At 70.2% G+C, this 16466-nt stretch carries 14 protein-coding genes; 5 read left to right on the top strand and 9 right to left on the bottom strand.

Translation table 11 applies throughout. The features are described from left to right. Position 1 precedes the first annotated feature (1 nt). From eno to ACYVC6_RS11095, 3 genes are all read right to left on the bottom strand, one after another. Positions 2-1279, bottom strand: a complete 1278-nt coding sequence (gene eno / locus ACYVC6_RS11105; protein ID WP_460713958.1) for a phosphopyruvate hydratase — start codon at positions 1277-1279, stop codon at positions 2-4. A 92-nt stretch (positions 1280-1371) separates the two neighbouring features. Beyond that, positions 1372-1974: a nucleoside triphosphate pyrophosphohydrolase gene (locus ACYVC6_RS11100; RefSeq protein ID WP_460713957.1), complete on the bottom strand. Its 603-nt coding sequence runs from the start codon at positions 1972-1974 to the stop codon at positions 1372-1374. Between the two features lie 13 nt (positions 1975-1987). Further along, on the bottom strand, positions 1988-2674 hold the full coding sequence (locus ACYVC6_RS11095; protein ID WP_460713955.1) for a hypothetical protein: 687 nt from the start codon (positions 2672-2674) through the stop codon (positions 1988-1990). Positions 2675-2765: 91 nt separating this feature from the next. Between ACYVC6_RS11095 and ACYVC6_RS11090 the strand changes: the two genes are divergently transcribed. Together ACYVC6_RS11090 and ACYVC6_RS11085 are read left to right on the top strand one after the other, a co-directional pair. Next, entirely contained in the window at positions 2766-4142 is a 1377-nt protein-coding gene (locus ACYVC6_RS11090; RefSeq protein WP_460713953.1) for an HNH endonuclease signature motif containing protein, read from the top strand. Positions 4143-4651: 509 nt separating this feature from the next. After that, positions 4652-5017: an ankyrin repeat domain-containing protein gene (locus tag ACYVC6_RS11085; protein WP_460713951.1), complete on the top strand. Its 366-nt coding sequence runs from the start codon at positions 4652-4654 to the stop codon at positions 5015-5017. 31 nt (positions 5018-5048) lie between these two features. Here ACYVC6_RS11085 and ACYVC6_RS11080 read toward each other — a convergent pair whose 3' ends face one another. After that, on the bottom strand, positions 5049-6251 hold the full coding sequence (locus ACYVC6_RS11080; protein WP_460713949.1) for an IS110 family RNA-guided transposase: 1203 nt from the start codon (positions 6249-6251) through the stop codon (positions 5049-5051). Positions 6252-6596: 345 nt separating this feature from the next. Here ACYVC6_RS11080 and ACYVC6_RS11075 point away from each other — a divergent pair, with 345 nt between their 5' ends. Further along, positions 6597-6932 (top strand): hypothetical protein, encoded by a 336-nt coding sequence (locus ACYVC6_RS11075; RefSeq protein WP_460713947.1) that lies wholly within the window; start codon positions 6597-6599, stop codon positions 6930-6932. Between the two features lie 229 nt (positions 6933-7161). Then, positions 7162-8097, top strand: coding sequence for a GNAT family N-acetyltransferase (locus tag ACYVC6_RS11070; protein WP_460715330.1), 936 nt, complete (start codon positions 7162-7164; stop codon positions 8095-8097). On the opposite strand, the gene mfd is transcribed toward ACYVC6_RS11070, so the two are convergent. From mfd to ACYVC6_RS11050, 4 genes are all read right to left on the bottom strand, one after another. Next, positions 8098-11577, bottom strand: a complete 3480-nt coding sequence (mfd, locus tag ACYVC6_RS11065; RefSeq protein WP_460715328.1) for a transcription-repair coupling factor — start codon at positions 11575-11577, stop codon at positions 8098-8100. It lies immediately after the preceding gene. Positions 11578-11647: 70 nt separating this feature from the next. Beyond that, complete coding sequence (locus tag ACYVC6_RS11060) at positions 11648-12973, bottom strand: serpin family protein (RefSeq protein WP_460713945.1); 1326 nt, start codon at positions 12971-12973, stop codon at positions 11648-11650. Positions 12974-12984: 11 nt separating this feature from the next. Then, a complete protein-coding gene (locus tag ACYVC6_RS11055; protein WP_460713943.1) occupies positions 12985-13725 on the bottom strand; it encodes a lytic transglycosylase domain-containing protein in 741 nt (246 codons plus the stop codon). Positions 13726-13783: 58 nt separating this feature from the next. Beyond that, a complete protein-coding gene (locus ACYVC6_RS11050) occupies positions 13784-14200 on the bottom strand; it encodes a VOC family protein (RefSeq protein ID WP_460713941.1) in 417 nt (138 codons plus the stop codon). A gap of 198 nt (positions 14201-14398) precedes the next feature. Here ACYVC6_RS11050 and ACYVC6_RS11045 point away from each other — a divergent pair, with 198 nt between their 5' ends. Next, the gene (locus ACYVC6_RS11045; protein WP_460713939.1) at positions 14399-15445 is read left to right on the top strand and encodes an NAD-dependent epimerase/dehydratase family protein; all 1047 of its coding nucleotides are present in this window, start codon (positions 14399-14401) and stop codon (positions 15443-15445) included. On the opposite strand, the gene ACYVC6_RS11040 is transcribed toward ACYVC6_RS11045, so the two are convergent. Further along, positions 15434-16408, bottom strand: coding sequence for a glycosyltransferase family 2 protein (locus ACYVC6_RS11040; RefSeq protein WP_460713937.1), 975 nt, complete (start codon positions 16406-16408; stop codon positions 15434-15436). The two genes, ACYVC6_RS11045 and ACYVC6_RS11040, sit on opposite strands and share 12 nt — an antisense overlap. Between the last annotated feature and the right edge of the window lie 58 nt (positions 16409-16466).

Here is a 16466-nt window from a genome sequence, read left to right as displayed (position 1 = left end):
GTCAGCTCTGATACCTCGGGAAGGCGCCCGCACCGGCGTACCTCGCGGCGTCGCCGAGCTCGTCCTCGATCCGGAGCAGCTGGTTGAACTTGGCGACCCGGTCGGACCGCGCGGGGGCGCCGGTCTTGATCTGGCCGCAGTTGACCGCCACCGCGAGGTCGGCGATCGTCGTGTCCTCGGTCTCGCCCGAGCGGTGGCTCATCATGTTGCGGAACCCGGCGCGGTGGGCGAGCTCGACGGCGTCGAGGGTCTCGGTGAGCGAGCCGATCTGGTTGACCTTGACCAGCATGGCGTTGGCCTGGCCACCGTCGATGCCGCGCTGGAGGCGCTCGACGTTGGTGACGAAGAGGTCGTCGCCGACGATCTGGATCTTGTCGCCGACCTGGTCGGTCATCGCCTTCCAGCCGGTCCAGTCGTCCTCGTCGAGCGGGTCCTCGATCGAGACGATGGGGTAGGCGGCGACGAGCTCGGCGTAGTAGGCGGTCATCTCGGCGCTGGTCTTGGGGGCGCCCTCGAAGACGTAGGAACCGTCCTTGAAGAACTCGCTCGCGGCGACGTCCATGGCCAGCGCGATGTCGGTGCCGAGCTTCTGGCCGGATGCCTCCACCGCCTCGGCGATCAGGTCGAGCGCGGCGCGGTTGGAGTCCAGGTTGGGTGCGAAGCCGCCCTCGTCGCCGAGCCCGGTCGACAGCCCCTTCTTGTTCAGCACCGACTTGAGCGCGTGGTAGACCTCGGCGCCGGAGCGCAGCGCCTCCTTGAACGTGGGTGCACCGATCGGCGCGATCATGAACTCCTGCACGTCGACGTTGGAGTCCGCGTGGGAGCCGCCGTTGAGGATGTTCATCATCGGGACCGGCAGCAGGTGGGCGTTGGGCCCGCCGACGTAGCGGTAGAGCGGGAGACCCGCCGAGTCCGCCGCCGCGCGGGCCACCGCGAGCGAGACGCCGAGGATCGCGTTGGCGCCGAGGTTGGCCTTGTTGGGGGTCCCGTCTGCCTGGAGCATCGTCTGGTCGACGAGCCGCTGGTCGTCGGCGTCGAGGCCCTCGACCGCGGGACCGAGGGTCTGGATCACCGCGTCGACGGCTTTCTGCACGCCCTTGCCGAGGTAGCGGTCGCCGCCGTCGCGCAGCTCCACCGCCTCGAAGGCGCCGGTGGAGGCACCGCTGGGCACCGCCGCCCGGGCGAAGGTGCCGTCGTCGAGGAGGACCTCGCACTCGACGGTGGGGTTGCCTCGGGAGTCGAGGATCTCGCGGGCTCCGACGGCGTCGATCACGGCCACGTGTGGTGTCTCCTGGAGTGGGGAAGTCAGGTCCCGATCAGCCTAGAGGGGTCCCCGGGTGATTGCGCGGACCGGTCCACGGCGCGTGGCCGCTATCGAAGCCGGCGTACGGCGTCGCGGAGTGCCTGTTCTGCGTCGACGCCGTGGTCCACCGCCTCGGCGACCAGGGCCAGCAGCCGGTCGCCGAGCTGTGCGTCCTCGGGGTCCTCGGCTGGTGGAGGCGCGACCGCGCCCCGCTCGAGGGCCTTCGTCGCGTAGAGCAGTGCCGGCAGCGTCGCCGGCAGGCCGTCGGTCGCCGTGTCGCGCTGCTTCTCGGTGGCCTTGATCGCCTCCCACGCCTCGTTGACGCCGGCCGCGTCCCGTGGGTGGTCGGCGTCCGGGTCACCGAAGACGTGGGGGTTGCGGCGGTGCATCTTGGCGGTGATGTCGCGGGCCACGTCGTCGATGGTGAACGCCCCGCGCTCCTCGGCGACCACGGCGTGGAAGTAGACCTGCAGGAGCAGGTCGCCGAGCTCCTCGCGCAGGTGCGACCAGTCACCGGTGGAGTCACCGGTGTCGATCGCCTCGAGGGTCTCGTAGGTCTCCTCGAGCAGGTAGCGCGCCAGTGAGCGGTGCGTCTGCTCGGCCTTCCACGGGCACTCGGCGCGCAGGCGCCGCATCACCTCGAGGAACTCGAGCAGGGGTTCCTCGGGCATCGAGCGGGGCTGCTCAGCCGCAGGTGGCGGACAACGGGAGGGCGGCGACGTAGTTGGGGTCCGGCTCTGCGTCGGACATCCCGCCCTTGGCCAGGTCGCTGACCGCGAACGCGAGGCTGGTGTCGACCGGCTGGGGCTGGCCGTCGACGAGCTCGGTGCCGTAGCGGGGGTCGAAGGTGACCCCTTCCCGCTCCACCCACTCGGTGAGCGCGTCCAGCCCGCGTGCCTGCTGGAAGTCGAGCGTCGGGTCGTCCTCGCCCTCCTGCTCCAGCAGGAGCGCGCCGATCTGGGTCAGGACGTCGGTGACGTAGGGCAGGGTCGCCTGCACCTCGACGTACTCCTCCCGGCCACCCTCCGTCAGGCCCTCGGCCTCGCTCTCGATCTGGGCGAGCTGGGCCTGGTAGTCGGCGCCCGGCTCGACGTCGAAGTCCTCGGCGAGCTGTTCGACGGCGGACTGGAGGGCGAGCTGCCCGACGATCCCGCGCTTGAAGAGCCGCAGCGGGTAGGACTGCCCGCCCTCGGCGATCTGCCCCTCGACCGCCTCGCAGAAACCCGACGTGAGGTCGTCGACGCGGTCCGTGGTGATGGTCCGGTCGCCCACCTCGACAGCAACGCCGGGGTGGAACTGGGTCTCGGCCACCCCACAGCCCGACAACAGGAGCAGGCACGGGATCGCAACGGCCAGCGAGCGCTTCAACACGGGGGACATTCAAGCAGCCGCCAGAAGTTCCTCCCCAAACCCGGCGGAAGGAGTTGTTTTCGAACTGGTGTTCGGTTAATATGCAGGCACGATGACTCTCCTGGCCGACGCCCCCTCGGACTCCGCGCCCCTGGTGCGGGACCTGCTCACGCAGGTGAGCGCGGAACGGCGGGCCGCCGATGCCTCCGAGGTGCGGATCATGGAGCTGGCGGTCGACTTCGCCCACGCCAACCCCGCGTTGCCCGGTCAGGAGCCCTGGCGGCCGGAGCGGTTGCCGTCGTGGCTCGAGCCCGGCTCCGACGACACTGACCCTGAAGACCTGGAGTGGCACGGCCTGCCGACGCTGCGCTGGGACGCCCCGGCCGCGTTCGCGGCGGCCAACGGCATGTCCACCGCGGCCGGCAAGGCGCTGATCCGTGACGGGCTGTTGCTGGTCCACCGGGCACCCGGCGTCTGGGAGTCCGTCAAGGCCGGGCAGCTGCCGGTGTGGCGGGCCCGCAAGGTCGCCCAGGCCCTGCTGGGTCAGCACGACGACGTGTGCCGCTACGTCGACCGCGCACTGGTCCAACGGATCGCCACCGACGGCGCCGTCGGCCCGGTGGTCCTCGAGCGGCTGCTCGACGAGGCGATGCTCCGCCTCCACGCCGAGGAACGCGAGCTCGACCAGATCGAGGCCCTGGACAGACGGCACGTGACGATCGACCCCGCGTCGATCAACCACCACGGCATCGCCGACCTGGACGCCCGTGCCGACTGGGCCGACCTGGCCAAGCTCGACGAGACCCTCTCCGCGGTCGCCGAAGCCCTCAAGCACCTGCCCGAGCACCAACACGACTCACTCGACGTACGCCGCTCGATCGCACTGGGCGTCCTGGCCGACCCCGCGCAGGCCCAGGCCCTGCTCCAAGGCAACCTCGACGCCAAACCCACCCGCGTCCGTGAGCTCGTCGCCGCCCTGCACCTGACCGAGGCCAACCTGCTGCACCTGGACCCGGTCGTCACCGACGCCGACCAGCGCGCCCACCTCGACCAGGTCATCCGCGACTGGGTCGGCCGCCACGACATCGCCCTGGCCGTCCGCACCATCCGCCACTGCGGCGGCCGAGCCGGCGGTTGCACGACCTGCCCCGCAGAGATCGACTGCGACCACCACAGCCGGCACGCCCTCGAGACCTACGTCCCCTCCCAGCTGGACCGGCGGATCCTCGAGCTGGCCGCCAAGACCTGCGTCCACCCGAACTGCCCCCGACCCGCCCGGCGTTGCGACTGCGACCACATCAAGCCCTTCGACGCCGGCGGATCCACCTGCCCCAAATGCAACCTCGCGCCGCTCTGCCGACATCACCACCGACTCAAGACCCTCGCCGGCTGGAACTACTGGAAGCTCGACCCCACCACCTACCTGTGGCGAGACCCCCACGGCCTGCTCTACCTCCGCACCCGCGACGGCACCCGACAGCTCGACTGACTTGATACGTATTCACATGCCGAGTTGAGGCCGCTACTCGTCCAATGCGTCGAAGGCGGCGACTGTCCACTCCTGCCCAGGTCCCGAGCGTTGTGCGAAGTGCCCGGGAGGCATTGCAGCCAACCCGGTGATCGAGCTGTTGCACTCGATGGCGTGCCAGATGTGAGTCGCCACGCAGGCACCCGGAAGGTTGGGGTCGTTTACGCCGTCCCCCACCAACCACGACCCCTCGTGAGTGTGGACAACTTCTCGCGCTGGAAGCTGCCCCGACAGGACTGTTTGTTGAACGACTGCACCCAGGGACGCTGGAAACGCGTCATCGGGGAACGGCCAAGGCAGGTGCTGAACCATCTCGCCCGGCAATGTCTCCGTTGGTCGTTGGCGACGGGATCGTCGAAACCAAGGCACCCGTCATTCTTACCGCGGTCGCAGCGGCCACTGCCGAACGTCCGCCCATGGCGACCAGGACGGTCACGCCGACGAGCGGGGCACTACGGCAACATGGGGCCATGGACCGAGAGGGCCGCCAAGAGTTGCACTACCGCGCACTCGAAGGTGACGTTGACGGCATCCGGAACCGCTTGGCAGAAGGCGACGACGCTACGTTGGCCGATGCTCAGGGATTCACGCCCTTGCACTTTGCCGCTCAGCAGTCGCAGGCCGACGCCGCCCGTGCTCTGTTGGCCGCTGGAGCGGCGGTTGACGCACGTGACCGCCACGGAAACACGCCGCTCTGGCGCGCTGTATTCGACTCACGAGGACGGCTAGAGACGGTCAACGTTCTTCTGGAAGCCGGCGCGGACCCAGACTTGACCAACTCGGCGGGGACGACTGTGCGCGAACTGGCCAGTCGCATGGGTGTCGATCTGGGCTAGAGAGCACGTCCGGTCCTGGCTCCCCTCTGTGTCAAGACGCAGCGGGCAAAGGCGTTCTAGGCTGTGTCCTTGACGGGCTCCGGTGTGGCTTATCCGAAGAGCTGGTGTGGGGTTGTGAGCCGGCCGCGCTGGATTCAGAGTCGTTGCCCCGGTGCCCACCCGAGCCCGTCACCTTTCTCGTGACGGACCTGGCGACGGCGTCGTCGAGCATGGTCCGGTAGACGATGTCGGACAGTCTGCGTTTCAGGCAGCGCATGGCTTCGTTCGAGGACTTTCCGTCGGCCTTCTTGCCGTCGAAGTAGTCGCGACCCAGCCCTGGGTTTCGCAGCTGGACGACGGCCATGATGTGCAGTGTCCGGTTGATCTGACGGTTCCCTGCCCGCGACAGCCGGTGCCGTACGACGTCGCCGGACGATGCGTCGATGGGTGCGGTGCCGTTCCAGGACGCGAAGTGCCCGCGGTCGGGGAACCGGGTGATGTCGCCGACCTCGACCAGCAACCTGGCCGCGCCGGATGGTCCGATGCCGGGCAGGTCCAGCAGCGTCGTGCCGGTCGCGGCGACCAGGTCTCTGAGTTCTTTGTTGGCGGCCTTCTTGCGGGCGTAGATGCGTTCCAGGTCGCTGATGAGCTCGGCGGCGACCCGGCGTCGGGTCTTGCCGGCGATGTCTCGTGGCCGCACCGACGCGAGGAGCTTCTTGGCCTGGGCCGCGGACAGGTCCCGCTTCGCCCCGCCGGGAATGAGCTCGAGCAGCAGGGCGTGCAGCTGGCTGACCTTGCGGGAGTGCTCCTCACCCAGCGACCTGCGCCGGTCGACCAGGACCCGCAGGACCGCGAGCTGCTCGTCGTTCACGACCCGGCGCAGCCCGGCCATCCTGGTGCCAACCAGGGCAACGGAGTGGGCGTCGGTGGCGTCGGTCTTGCGGCCCTGGCCGGTCGCGAACACCCGTGCCCGGGCGCTGAGTTTGGGTGGCACATCGACGACCTGCTCGCCGGCAGCAAGCAACCGGACCGCGACGTGGTGACCGATCCCGTTGCACCCCTCGATGGCCCACACCCGCAACTGCGGGTCCGGCTGGATGCCGTTGACGTAACGCCTCATCTCGGCAAGACCCGCCGCATCGGTCCCGAACCGGCCACCACCAACGATGCTCTCGTTGGCGGTCATCACCTCGATCGTGGCCGACCGCTTGTGCGGATCCATCCCGACCACCACACGTTCTGCTTGCTCCTGCATGCACCGCTCCCGTCACTCGATCCAGCACCGGTCATCGAGTCGGGCGGGCAACGCTACTTCGAGCAGGGCAGACCCCTCTTGAGCCTCTTCCGACTCTGCGGTGCCGGCCCGCGCACGCCATGAGAGAGCCACACGGGACCCTCACCTCGAACGAGTTCAGGTCAGCGTGGGCAGCCGCGTAGGGAGCGACGAACCGGACACCTAGACCGACACTCGCCAGCCTCGGTCCTGAGGTCAATGAAACAAGTAGCCGCGTAGCGGTCGCTCATGCCGATGAGCGACCGATCGTCAGGCTAGTCTCGCTCGATGCGCCTTAGATCAAGCGTGCCGAAACTGGCTTGCTTGGTGAGCCTCCTTGAAGGCGCGTCTCTTGGCTGCTCTACCGCGGATCTCCCTACGACGGCCGAGATCTACGCGACATGCGAGCTAGCAGACAACGAGCACTACTCCATTAGCGAGTACAGCGACGAGGCCCTCGCCGCGGACGACCTACGCCGAGACGACTCGGACCTGGCCTGCGTGATGGCCGAGGCGGGTGCGACCGACCTGCTCGAGGAGGTTCGCAAGGTCGAGGGTGAGCCTTTCATCGAAGTCGTTGACGGCTTCATGGTCATGGCAATCCCGATCCCCGAACGGAACGAGGACCACATCGTCGTGATCGTCGCGCCCGACCGGAACTAGTGTGCGCTGAGCGTCCCCCGGTGCTCGAAACCCGTCCGCTCCTGCCGCGGAGCGGCCGTCCGGTCGCGTCGAGAGTCGCGCGCATCCCGTACGTAGCTGGCCGGTCGTAGCGTCATGGGTTCTGAGGCCTGGAGTCCACATTTGTGATGACGGTACGCAGAGCTGATCTGCCCGGACCTGCCGGGGAGCCGGTCGTGAGCCTTTGTTGGGGGACAAGCTGAGCGGCGTGATGCTGACCCTGCAGCCGCTGCCTGGCGGCGAGTACGCCGCGTGGCGGGAGGGCCTGATCGCCCGCCGCGCTGCTTCGCCGCGCTCGCGCGGCATCCCCGAAGCGTTGGCTGTCGAGCGAGCGCGGGAGGTCATCGACCGGCAGCTGCCGCCACCCGGGACCCTCGCGGGCACTGAGGTGCTCGCCGTCCAGGCCGACGGCCGGCGTGCGGGCACCTTCTTCGTCATGCCCGTGGGGGACTCCGTCCACCTCGGCGACCTGCTGCTGTCCGACCCGACCCATGCACCGACCGTCCGCGAGCTCCTCGTCGACCGGCTGCACGATCGGGCCGTAGTGACCCTCGGGATCGAGGTGACGACCGGCGACCCCGCGGGTGCGGCGTTCGTCGAGGGTGAGGCGTTCGACCTGGTCGCGACCCAGATGCAGCTCGACCTGGCCACCGCGCCGGCCCCTCGTGACCCCGGACGGGTGACGCTGCGCCCGATGGGTGCGGACGACATCGCGGCCTACTTCTCCGATGCCGTGGAGACGTTCGCGGACGAGACCATGTCTGCCGACCCATCGCTGACCCGCGAGGCGGCGCTGGCGAACTCACGCGAGGTGCACGACCGGATCCTGCCGCAGGGAGTGAGCACTCCGGGCCACGAGTTCCTGGTCGCGCTCGACGCGGCCACCGGCCGGCACGTCGGGATCACGTGGCTCTTCCACGAGGAGCGGGCCGGGTTCGTCTACGACGTCGAGGTGGACGAGGCGGAGCGCGGGAGGGGGTACGGCCGCGCGCTGATGGACGTCGCGGCCGAGCACATGCGTGAGCTGGGGATGGAGATCCTCGGCCTCAACGTCTTCGGACACAACCACGCCGCCTACGCGCTCTACGACGCCCTCGGCTGCGGAGTCATCGACCGGAGCTTCAACCTGGCTCTGAGTCCCCGCTGACTAGCCCGCGACCGGCGGGTCGATCACCGCATCGATCACCTCGTGCGCCCACTGGAGCAGCGCGATCCCGGAGAGCGGGGTGCCGGTCCGGCCCGGTGTGCCGGGGCGCGGCACGAGGACGGTCTTGACCGGTGCCTTGACGATCGACTTGGGATAGAGCCGCTGCAGGCGTACGACGCGCGACTCCGGCAGCTCCACGGGGGCGAACCGCACGTTGCGGCCGGCGATGGTGACCTCGCCGATCCCGGCGCGGCGGGCCCGGCCCCGGAACCTGGCGACGAGCAGCAGCGACTCGACCTCGACCGGCGGAGCGCCGTAGCGGTCGACCATCTCCTCGCGCAGCAGGTCGACGTCCTCGTCGGTGCGCACCTCGGCGAGCCGCTTGTACATCTCGAGCCGCAGCCGCTCGCTCGGGATGTAGTCGTGCGGCAGGTGGGCGTCGACGGGCAGCTCGATGCGCACCTCGTCGAGCTCCGGCTCGCCCTCGCCCTTGAACTCGCTGACCGCCTCGCCGACCAGCCGGACGTAGAGGTCGAACCCGACGTCGGCGATGTGGCCGGACTGCTCGCCGCCGAGCAGGTTGCCGGCGCCGCGGATCTCGAGGTCCTTCATGGCGATCGCCATGCCGCCGCCGAGGTCGGAGTGCTGGGCCAGCGTGGCGAGCCGCTCGTGCGCGGTCTCGGTGAGCGGCTTCTCCGCGGGGTAGAGGAAGTAGGCGTAGGCCCGCTCGCGCGAGCGTCCGACGCGACCGCGCAGCTGGTGGAGCTGACTGAGGCCCAGGGTGTCGGCCCGCTCGATGATCATCGTGTTGGCGTTGGAGACGTCCAGGCCGGACTCGACGATGGTCGTGCAGACCAGCACGTCGAACCGCTTCTCCCAGAAGTCGAGCATCACCTGCTCGAGCTGGTGCTCCCCCATCTGCCCGTGCGCGACCGCCACCCGCGCCTCGGGTACGAGCTCGCGGATCTTGGCCGCCGCCTTCTCGATCGAGCTGACCCGGTTGTGGATGTAGAACACCTGCCCCTCGCGGAGCAGCTCGCGCCGTACGGCGGCCACGATCTGCCGGTCCTCGTAGGCACCGACGTAGGTCAGCACCGGGTGGCGCTCCTCCGGCGGAGTGGTGATCGTCGACATCTCGCGGATGCCGGTGACCGCCATCTCCAGGGTCCGCGGGATCGGCGTCGCCGACATGGAGAGCACGTCGACCGAGGTGCGCAGCCGCTTCATCTGCTCCTTGTGCTCGACGCCGAACCGCTGCTCCTCGTCGACCACGATGAGCCCGAGGTCCTTGACCTTGATGTCCGGGTTGAGCAGCCGGTGCGTGCCGACCACGATGTCGACGGTGCCGTCGGCGAGTCCCTCGACGACGGCCTTGGCCTCCTTGTCGGTCTGGAAGCGGCTGAGCGCCTCGATCCGGACCGGGAAGCCGGTCATCCGCTCCTGGAACGTCGACAGGTGCTGGGTGACCAGCAGAGTGGTCGGCACCAGCACGGCCACCTGCTTGCCGTCCTGGACCGCCTTGAACGCCGCCCGCACGGCGATCTCGGTCTTGCCGTAACCGACGTCACCGCACACCAGCCGGTCCATCGGGACCGTGCGGCGCATGTCGCCCTTGACCTCCTCGACCGTGGTGAGCTGGTCGGGCGTCTCGTGGAAGGGGAACGCGTCCTCGAGCTCGCGCTGCCACGGGGTGTCGGGGCCGAACGCGAAGCCCTGGGTCGCCTGGCGTGCGGCGTAGAGCTTGATCAGCTCAGCGGCGATCTCCTTGACCGCCTTGCGGGCCCGGCCCTTGCGCTTGGCCCAGTCGGAGCCGCCGAGCCGGTCGAGGCTGGGCTGCTCGCCGCCGACGTAGCGGGTGACCTGGTCGAGCGCGTCGGCCGGGACGTAGAGCCGGTCGGGCGGCCCGCCGCGCTTGGATGCGCCGTACTCCAGCACGAGGTATTCGCGGGTCGCGCCCTGCACCTCGCGCTGCTTCATCTCCACGAAGCGGCCGACGCCGTGCTGCTCGTGGACGACGTAGTCGCCGGCGCTCAGCTCGAGCGGGTCGATCTGCTTCTTGCGCCGGGTCGGCATCGACCGCATGTCGCGGGTCGACGCGCGCTGTCCGGAGAGGTCCTCACCGGTGAGTAGGACCAGCCGGTTGCGGTCGTCGAGGAAGCCGTGGCCCAGCGAGCCGCAGGTGACGGTGACGACGTCGTCGACGGGCTGCTCCTCGAGGGAGTCGACGAGCCGGGCGGGGACGTCCCGCTCCCCCAGCGCCTCGACCGTGCGCTGGGCCGGACCGTGCCCGGGGTGGACGACGACGGCGCGGTAGCCGGCCGCCCGCCACTTCTCGAGGTCGGCGAAGGCCCGGTCGACGTCGCCGCGGTAGGCGTCGACGACCTGCATGGGCAGAGCACGGCTGGGCACGCCGTCGTCCTCGGGCTCGGCCTGGTCGGCGATGCCGAACGGGCTGACGCTCCACCAGGCCTTGCCCTGGGCGACGGCGTGCTCGCGGACGTCACCGAGGGAGCGGTAGGACGCCGCGCCGAGGTCGATCGGTGCCGACCCGCCGCCGGCCGCGGCCGCCCAGCTCGCGCCGAGGAACTCCTCGCTGGTGGCGACCAGGTCGTGGGCGCGGCGCCGGGCGCGCTCGGGGTCGAGGACCAGCACGTGAGTGTCGGCGGGGAGCAGGTCGACGAGCAGCTCCATCTCGTCGACCAGCACCGGCGCGAGCGCCTCCATGCCCTCGGTCGCGATGCCGGCGGCGATCTTGTCGGTGAGCTCGACGAGGGTCGGGTGCGTCCGGCCGAGCTCGGCGGCGCGCTCTCGCACCTCCGGAGTCAGCAGCAGCTCACGGCACGGCGGCGCCCACAGCCGGTCCACCGTTTCGTGGGTGCGCTGGTCGGCCACCGAGAAGCTGCGGATCTCCTCGACGTCGTCGCCCCAGAACTCCACGCGCAGCGGGTGCTCCTCGGTCGGCGGGAAGACGTCGACGATGCCGCCTCGGACCGCGAACTCACCGCGCTTCTCGACCAGGTCGACCCGCGCGTACGCCGCATCGGAGAGTCGGCGGACCACGTCCTCCAGCGGCGCGGTGTCCCCGGGCGAGAGGTCGACCGGCTCGAGGTCACCGAGACCCTTGACCTGGGGCTGCAGAACGGACCGCACGGGTGCGACGACGACCTTGAGCGGCCCGGTCGCCGCGTCGGTGCCCGGGTGCGCCAGCCGGCGCAGCACCGCGAGCCGGCGGCCGACCGTGTCGCTGCGCGGGCTCAGCCGCTCGTGGGGCAGCGTCTCCCAGCTCGGGTAGTAGGCGACCGTGCTCGGGTCCACAAGGGACCCGAGCTGCTCGACGAGGTCTTCGGCCTCCCGCGTCGTCGCGGTCACCGCTAGCACCGTCCGGCCGGCGCGCACCAGCCCGGTGACCACGAAGGGCCGCAGGGCCTCGGGCGCGGTGAGGTCGAGCGCGGGCACGGCGCCGCCACGGGCGTCGGCCATCGCCTCGGCGAGCGTCGGGTCCTTGAGGACGGCGTCGGCGAGGCCGGCCAGGGAGGTCACTCACGCCAGTCTAGGAGGGGTCGCCGACACGCCCCACGAACAGGGGCGTGCCGTGCTCGACGTCGTGGATGACGAACAGGAACGGCCGGTCGAGGACGAGCTCGTCGTCCACGATCGGCGCCGATGTCTCATCGACCACCACGGCGGTCGCGGCAGCCGCCTCGGTGCCTTCTTCGTCCACGGCGATGAAGACCTCGTGCAGGACGGCGGCGATGAACAGGTCGAGCTCGGTGCTCATCCCCGTGAGGTCCGCCGCGTCGCTGAATGCCGTCGGCATGCCCATCGCGATCAGCGCGTCACCGAGCGGCGAGGGCGAGCGGAAGGTCCACCGGGGCATCGTGAGGGCCACCGACTGGGACGGAGCAGTGGCGAGCACGTCTGCGATGGCGCCGCCGGACACCACTGCGTCGATGTCCCCGTCCGGCAGCACGACCGTCATGGCCAACATGCCGCCGGCATAGGGGACTCGCGCGGCCCGCCAGCCGTCTCCCGCGGACCCGCCGACGGGATCGGAGGACCGCATCATGGGCACGCTGACCGCGGAGCCGTCGGCGAGGTGGAAGTCGCCGTCCTGGGTCAGGGTCTTCTCGAACGGACGCTCCCAGGGCGCCTTGAGGTAGAGAGCGTTGACGAGCACGAGTCGCGTCAGCGCGGACAGGACGTCCGGCGGGATGAGCTCCGGGATCTTGTCGCGGGTCTGCTCGGCGGTCCAGCCGTTGATCGCCCGGCGTGCCGCCTCGGTCGCCGAGACGAAGTCGACCTGCTGGACGCCCGCACCGTACGACGCCGCGAGGGCGTCGAGGAACGCCGGCTCCCAGGTCACGCCCTGCTGCCCGAACAGCGAGTTGGCGGTGTCCAGGGCGATCTCGGCGTCGTCGTCCTTCGAGCGCTTCAGCGGCCCGGCCAGCGACTCGACGTGCTGGGCGACGGAGTTGTAGCCGGCGTTCGCCGTCTCCACGGAGTCGACGTCGAGGACGGTGAGCATCTCGTCGAGGGTCGTGCCCTTGGCGCCGTTGACGGTCATACCCAGAGCGACGGCGACGGAGAACGGCGAGATCGCCAGGTTGCCGTCCGCTGCCGAGAGCTGGCCCCACAGCCCGGCACCCAGGGCCTGCATCGAGGCCACACCGGCGGCGACGGCAGCCGGGTCCGGCGCGGATCGCTCGACGTCGGAGGACGCGAGCGTGAGGTCCCCGGCGCCGGGCGGCTGGTCCGGTCCCGGGTCGTCACCGCACGCGTCGAGCAGGCCGACGGCGCCGACCGCCAGGACCGAGAGACCGAGACCGCGGAGGACGTCACGCCGGGTGATCACCTGGCTGGGACTCGCCGCCGGCACGAAAGGTTCCCTCAGCTCGTCCGGGCGGCGTACTCGGACGCGGCAGCGTGCACGGAGGCGACGTAGGAGTCGTCGTGGTTGTAGCCGAAGATCGCGTCCGCCCAGCCGGCACCCGACGTCAGGTCGTGCCCGTCGGCGCAGAGGTAGGCGACCGCGGTCGCCGCCGCGTCGTCGATGTCGTTGGGGTCGGCGACGCCGTCGCCGTCACCGTCCTGGCCCCACGTCGACCAGGTCGACGGGATGAACTGCATCGGGCCGACGGCGTGGTCCCAGTCGGGGTCGCCGTGCCAGAGCGTCGTCTCCGGCGTCGCCGCGATCGCGGCGAAGGGCTCACCGTCGAGGGCAGGTCCGAGGATGGGCGTCGAGGGGCGGCCGTCACCGCCGAGGGTCCGGCCATCGACGGTGCCGTGCTGCGACTCCACCCAGCCGATGCCGGCCAGGGTCGTCCAGCCGACCCGGCAGCCCTCGGGTCCGTCGAGCTGCGCGTTGGCGTAGGCGCGCAGGGCGGGCAACGGGATGCCGGCGTTCGTGGCGTTGACCGCCACCCAGGCCTCGTCGACCCGCGGCGGACCGGGAGGCCCCACCCTCAGGGTCTCCACCGGCTCCGTCTGGAGAGCCGGCTCCTGGGGCGTCAGGCTCAGTGACGGTTCGAGCTGGCGGGGTGCGGTCACCGTCTGTGCTGCGGCGAAGCCGAGGCCCGCCACCGCAGAGGCGATCATCGCAACGGGCGCGGCAACCCTCGCCGCCCGCACCGCCCCGCTCCTTGCCACGGAGGGAAGAACGAGCCAGTCGCGGTTCGGCTACCGCGGGTCAGGAATCGGGCTGCGGGTTCGGGTTGGCGGCGATCTCGGCCTCGGAGCGCAGGATGCAGAACTCGTTGCCCTCGGGATCGGCGAGGACCACCCAGCCGGTGCCGGGGCCGTACTGCCCACGATGGTCGGAGACCTGCGTCGCGCCGTGGGCGAGCAGCCGCTCGAGCTCCTCGTCCCGGGTCCCCTCGGCCGGCCGCAGGTCGAAGTGGACCCGGTTCTTCACGGTCTTGGTGTCGGGCACCTCGATGAACAGGATCGAGTGCCCGGTCTCCGGGTGCCGGATCATGCACTCCTCGTGGCCGGGCAGGTTGGGGTCACCGTCGAGGTCGACGTAGCCGAGCACCGGCTTCCACCACTCGGAGAGCTCGTAGGCGTTGGCGCAGTCGACGGTGGTGTGGGAGATGAACGACGTCATCCGGCCATCCTGCAGCGGCATACCCAAAATGGCGCAAAGATTCCTCGTGCGCCCTGCGTGACCGTCCGTGCGAGTTGGCTGGTGCCCGGAGCGGCAACGGCAGGGGTTGGGGGACTCGCTGCCGTTGGCCGCTCCGACCAGTTTCGGGCCGCTTCCCAGCGTCGTGGCGCGCGTTCGGACAAGTCAGGAGCTCATGCGGTGAAGGTTCTCGTCGCGGGAGATCGCGGCTACATCGGCGCCGTCATGGTGCCGCTCCTACAGGCCGCTGGCCACGAGGTGGTCGGCCTTGACGCCGGCTGGTACGACGGGTGCGACTTCGGGACTCCCCCGACCGACTACGAACAGCGGACCGGTGACATCCGCGACGCGGCACCCGAAGACCTCGTCGGGTTCGACGCCGTGGTCAACCTGGCGGCGATCTCGAACGACCCGATCGGCCACCTCAACCCGAGGGCGACCTACTCGGTCAACGCGCAGGGCGCAGTGCACCTGGCCACCGTGGCGAAGGCCGCCGGCGTGCCGCGCTACCTGTTCTCGTCGTCCTGCTCGCTGTACGGCGCCGCCGGCGACACCCCGGTGACCGAGGACGCCGAGTTCAACCCGGTGACGCCGTACGGCGAGAGCAAGGTGATGGCCGAGGCCGGCATCGCCCTGCTGGCGGACGAGACCTTCTCGCCCACCTACCTGCGCAACGCGACGGCGTACGGCTCGAGCCCACGGTTGCGCGCCGACATCGTCGTCAACAACCTGACCGGCAACGCCTTCACGCGCGGCAAGGTCGAGATGCAGAGCGACGGTTCACCATGGCGTCCGCTCGTGCACATCCGCGATATCTCGAACGCGTTCCTCGCGGTGCTCGGCGCTTCGCGCGGCGTCGTGCACGACCGGGCGTTCAACGTGGGGCGGGACGAAGACGTCGTGCAGGTCCGCGACATCGCGACCCAGGTCGCCGCCCGCATGCAGGCCCCGGTGACGTTCGCCGACGGAGCCGGCCCGGACGCCCGCGACTACAAGGTCGACTTCGGCCGGATCAAGACCCTGCTCCCCGACTACCAGCCCGCCTGGACGATCGCCGACGGGATCGACGAGCTGGCCGGTGACATGGAACGGCTCGGTCTCGCCGCCGAGGACTTCGAAGGCCCACGCTTCGTGCGGCTCCAACGGATCCGCGAGCTGATGGCCAGCGGCCGGATGATCGACGACCTGCGGATCGCGGCGGTCACGCACGTGCCCTCACTTGGCTAAGGGAGGAATACACGCAGCTTCGACGTCGGCCGCTGGGCCGGCAGGCGACTGCCTCCGAGATCTCCCCAGCGCCTCTTGCGCAGATGGCCCGAGCGCGCCGCCGAGCCTGACGAGGCCACGCTGCATCCTGTTCCGCTTTCGGCGGGCGTACATGCGAACGAGGTCGGCACGGGCCCGTCGTCTCTGAGCAGGCTCCAGCGACGACTGCGCGATCCAGTACGACAGCTCCCGGCACTGTTGGACCGCTCGGATGTGCCAGTGCCACGCGGGGACACCGAGCATCCGTGGCAGGACCGCAGCAGTGGCCACGGAGCGAGGCCGACGCGCCAAGGCTTGCGGCACATGGCCCCATGGTCCGGCGAGCGCCAGTCTCGCTGCGAAGATCTCGTCCTCACGCAGGGTGTTCTTCCTCGGCACGAGGAGGGAATCGCGCCGGAGCATCCCGTAGAGCGGGTCGAGCACGGCGAGATCGGTGGTGAGCAGCCGCATCATCTCGGCGAAGCGGACTCCCGGGTCCGGAGACGACAAGGGCGACGGGTCGTAGTCCGTGACGAGGGTCTCGGTCCCGTCGGCGCCCACGAACACGATCTGCGTCGTCACCAGGACGCGGCGCTCGTCCTCGCCGAACGTCTCAAGGGTGCGCGCGACGTAGCTCGGCTCGAGCGAGTCGTCGTCGCCCAGCCACCGCAGGTACGTCCCCGTCGCCGTCCTTGCGGCGCTCGTGAAGTTGTTCAGCATGCCGATGTTCGTCGGGTGCCGCTTGTAGACAACGCGCCGGTCGGCGCGGGCGAAGTGCCGGCAGATCTCCTCGGTGCCATCGGTGGAGCCGTTGTCACTGATCACCAGCTCGATGTCCGGATAGGTCTGCGCCAGCGCAGACTCGATCGCGGGCGTCAGGGTGGCGGCGCCGTTGTAGACCGGGAGTGCGATCGAGACCAGTGGGCCATGCGAGTAGCGGCTCATGCGCGGGTCCCCCGACCGAGGTTCAGATGCACCGGGACCTGACCTCCGCACTCGCCAC

Source organism: Nocardioides dilutus (genome assembly GCF_054779555.1).
Note: the sequence above shows the minus strand (reverse complement) of the source record. Positions and strands in the feature narration are given on the sequence as shown.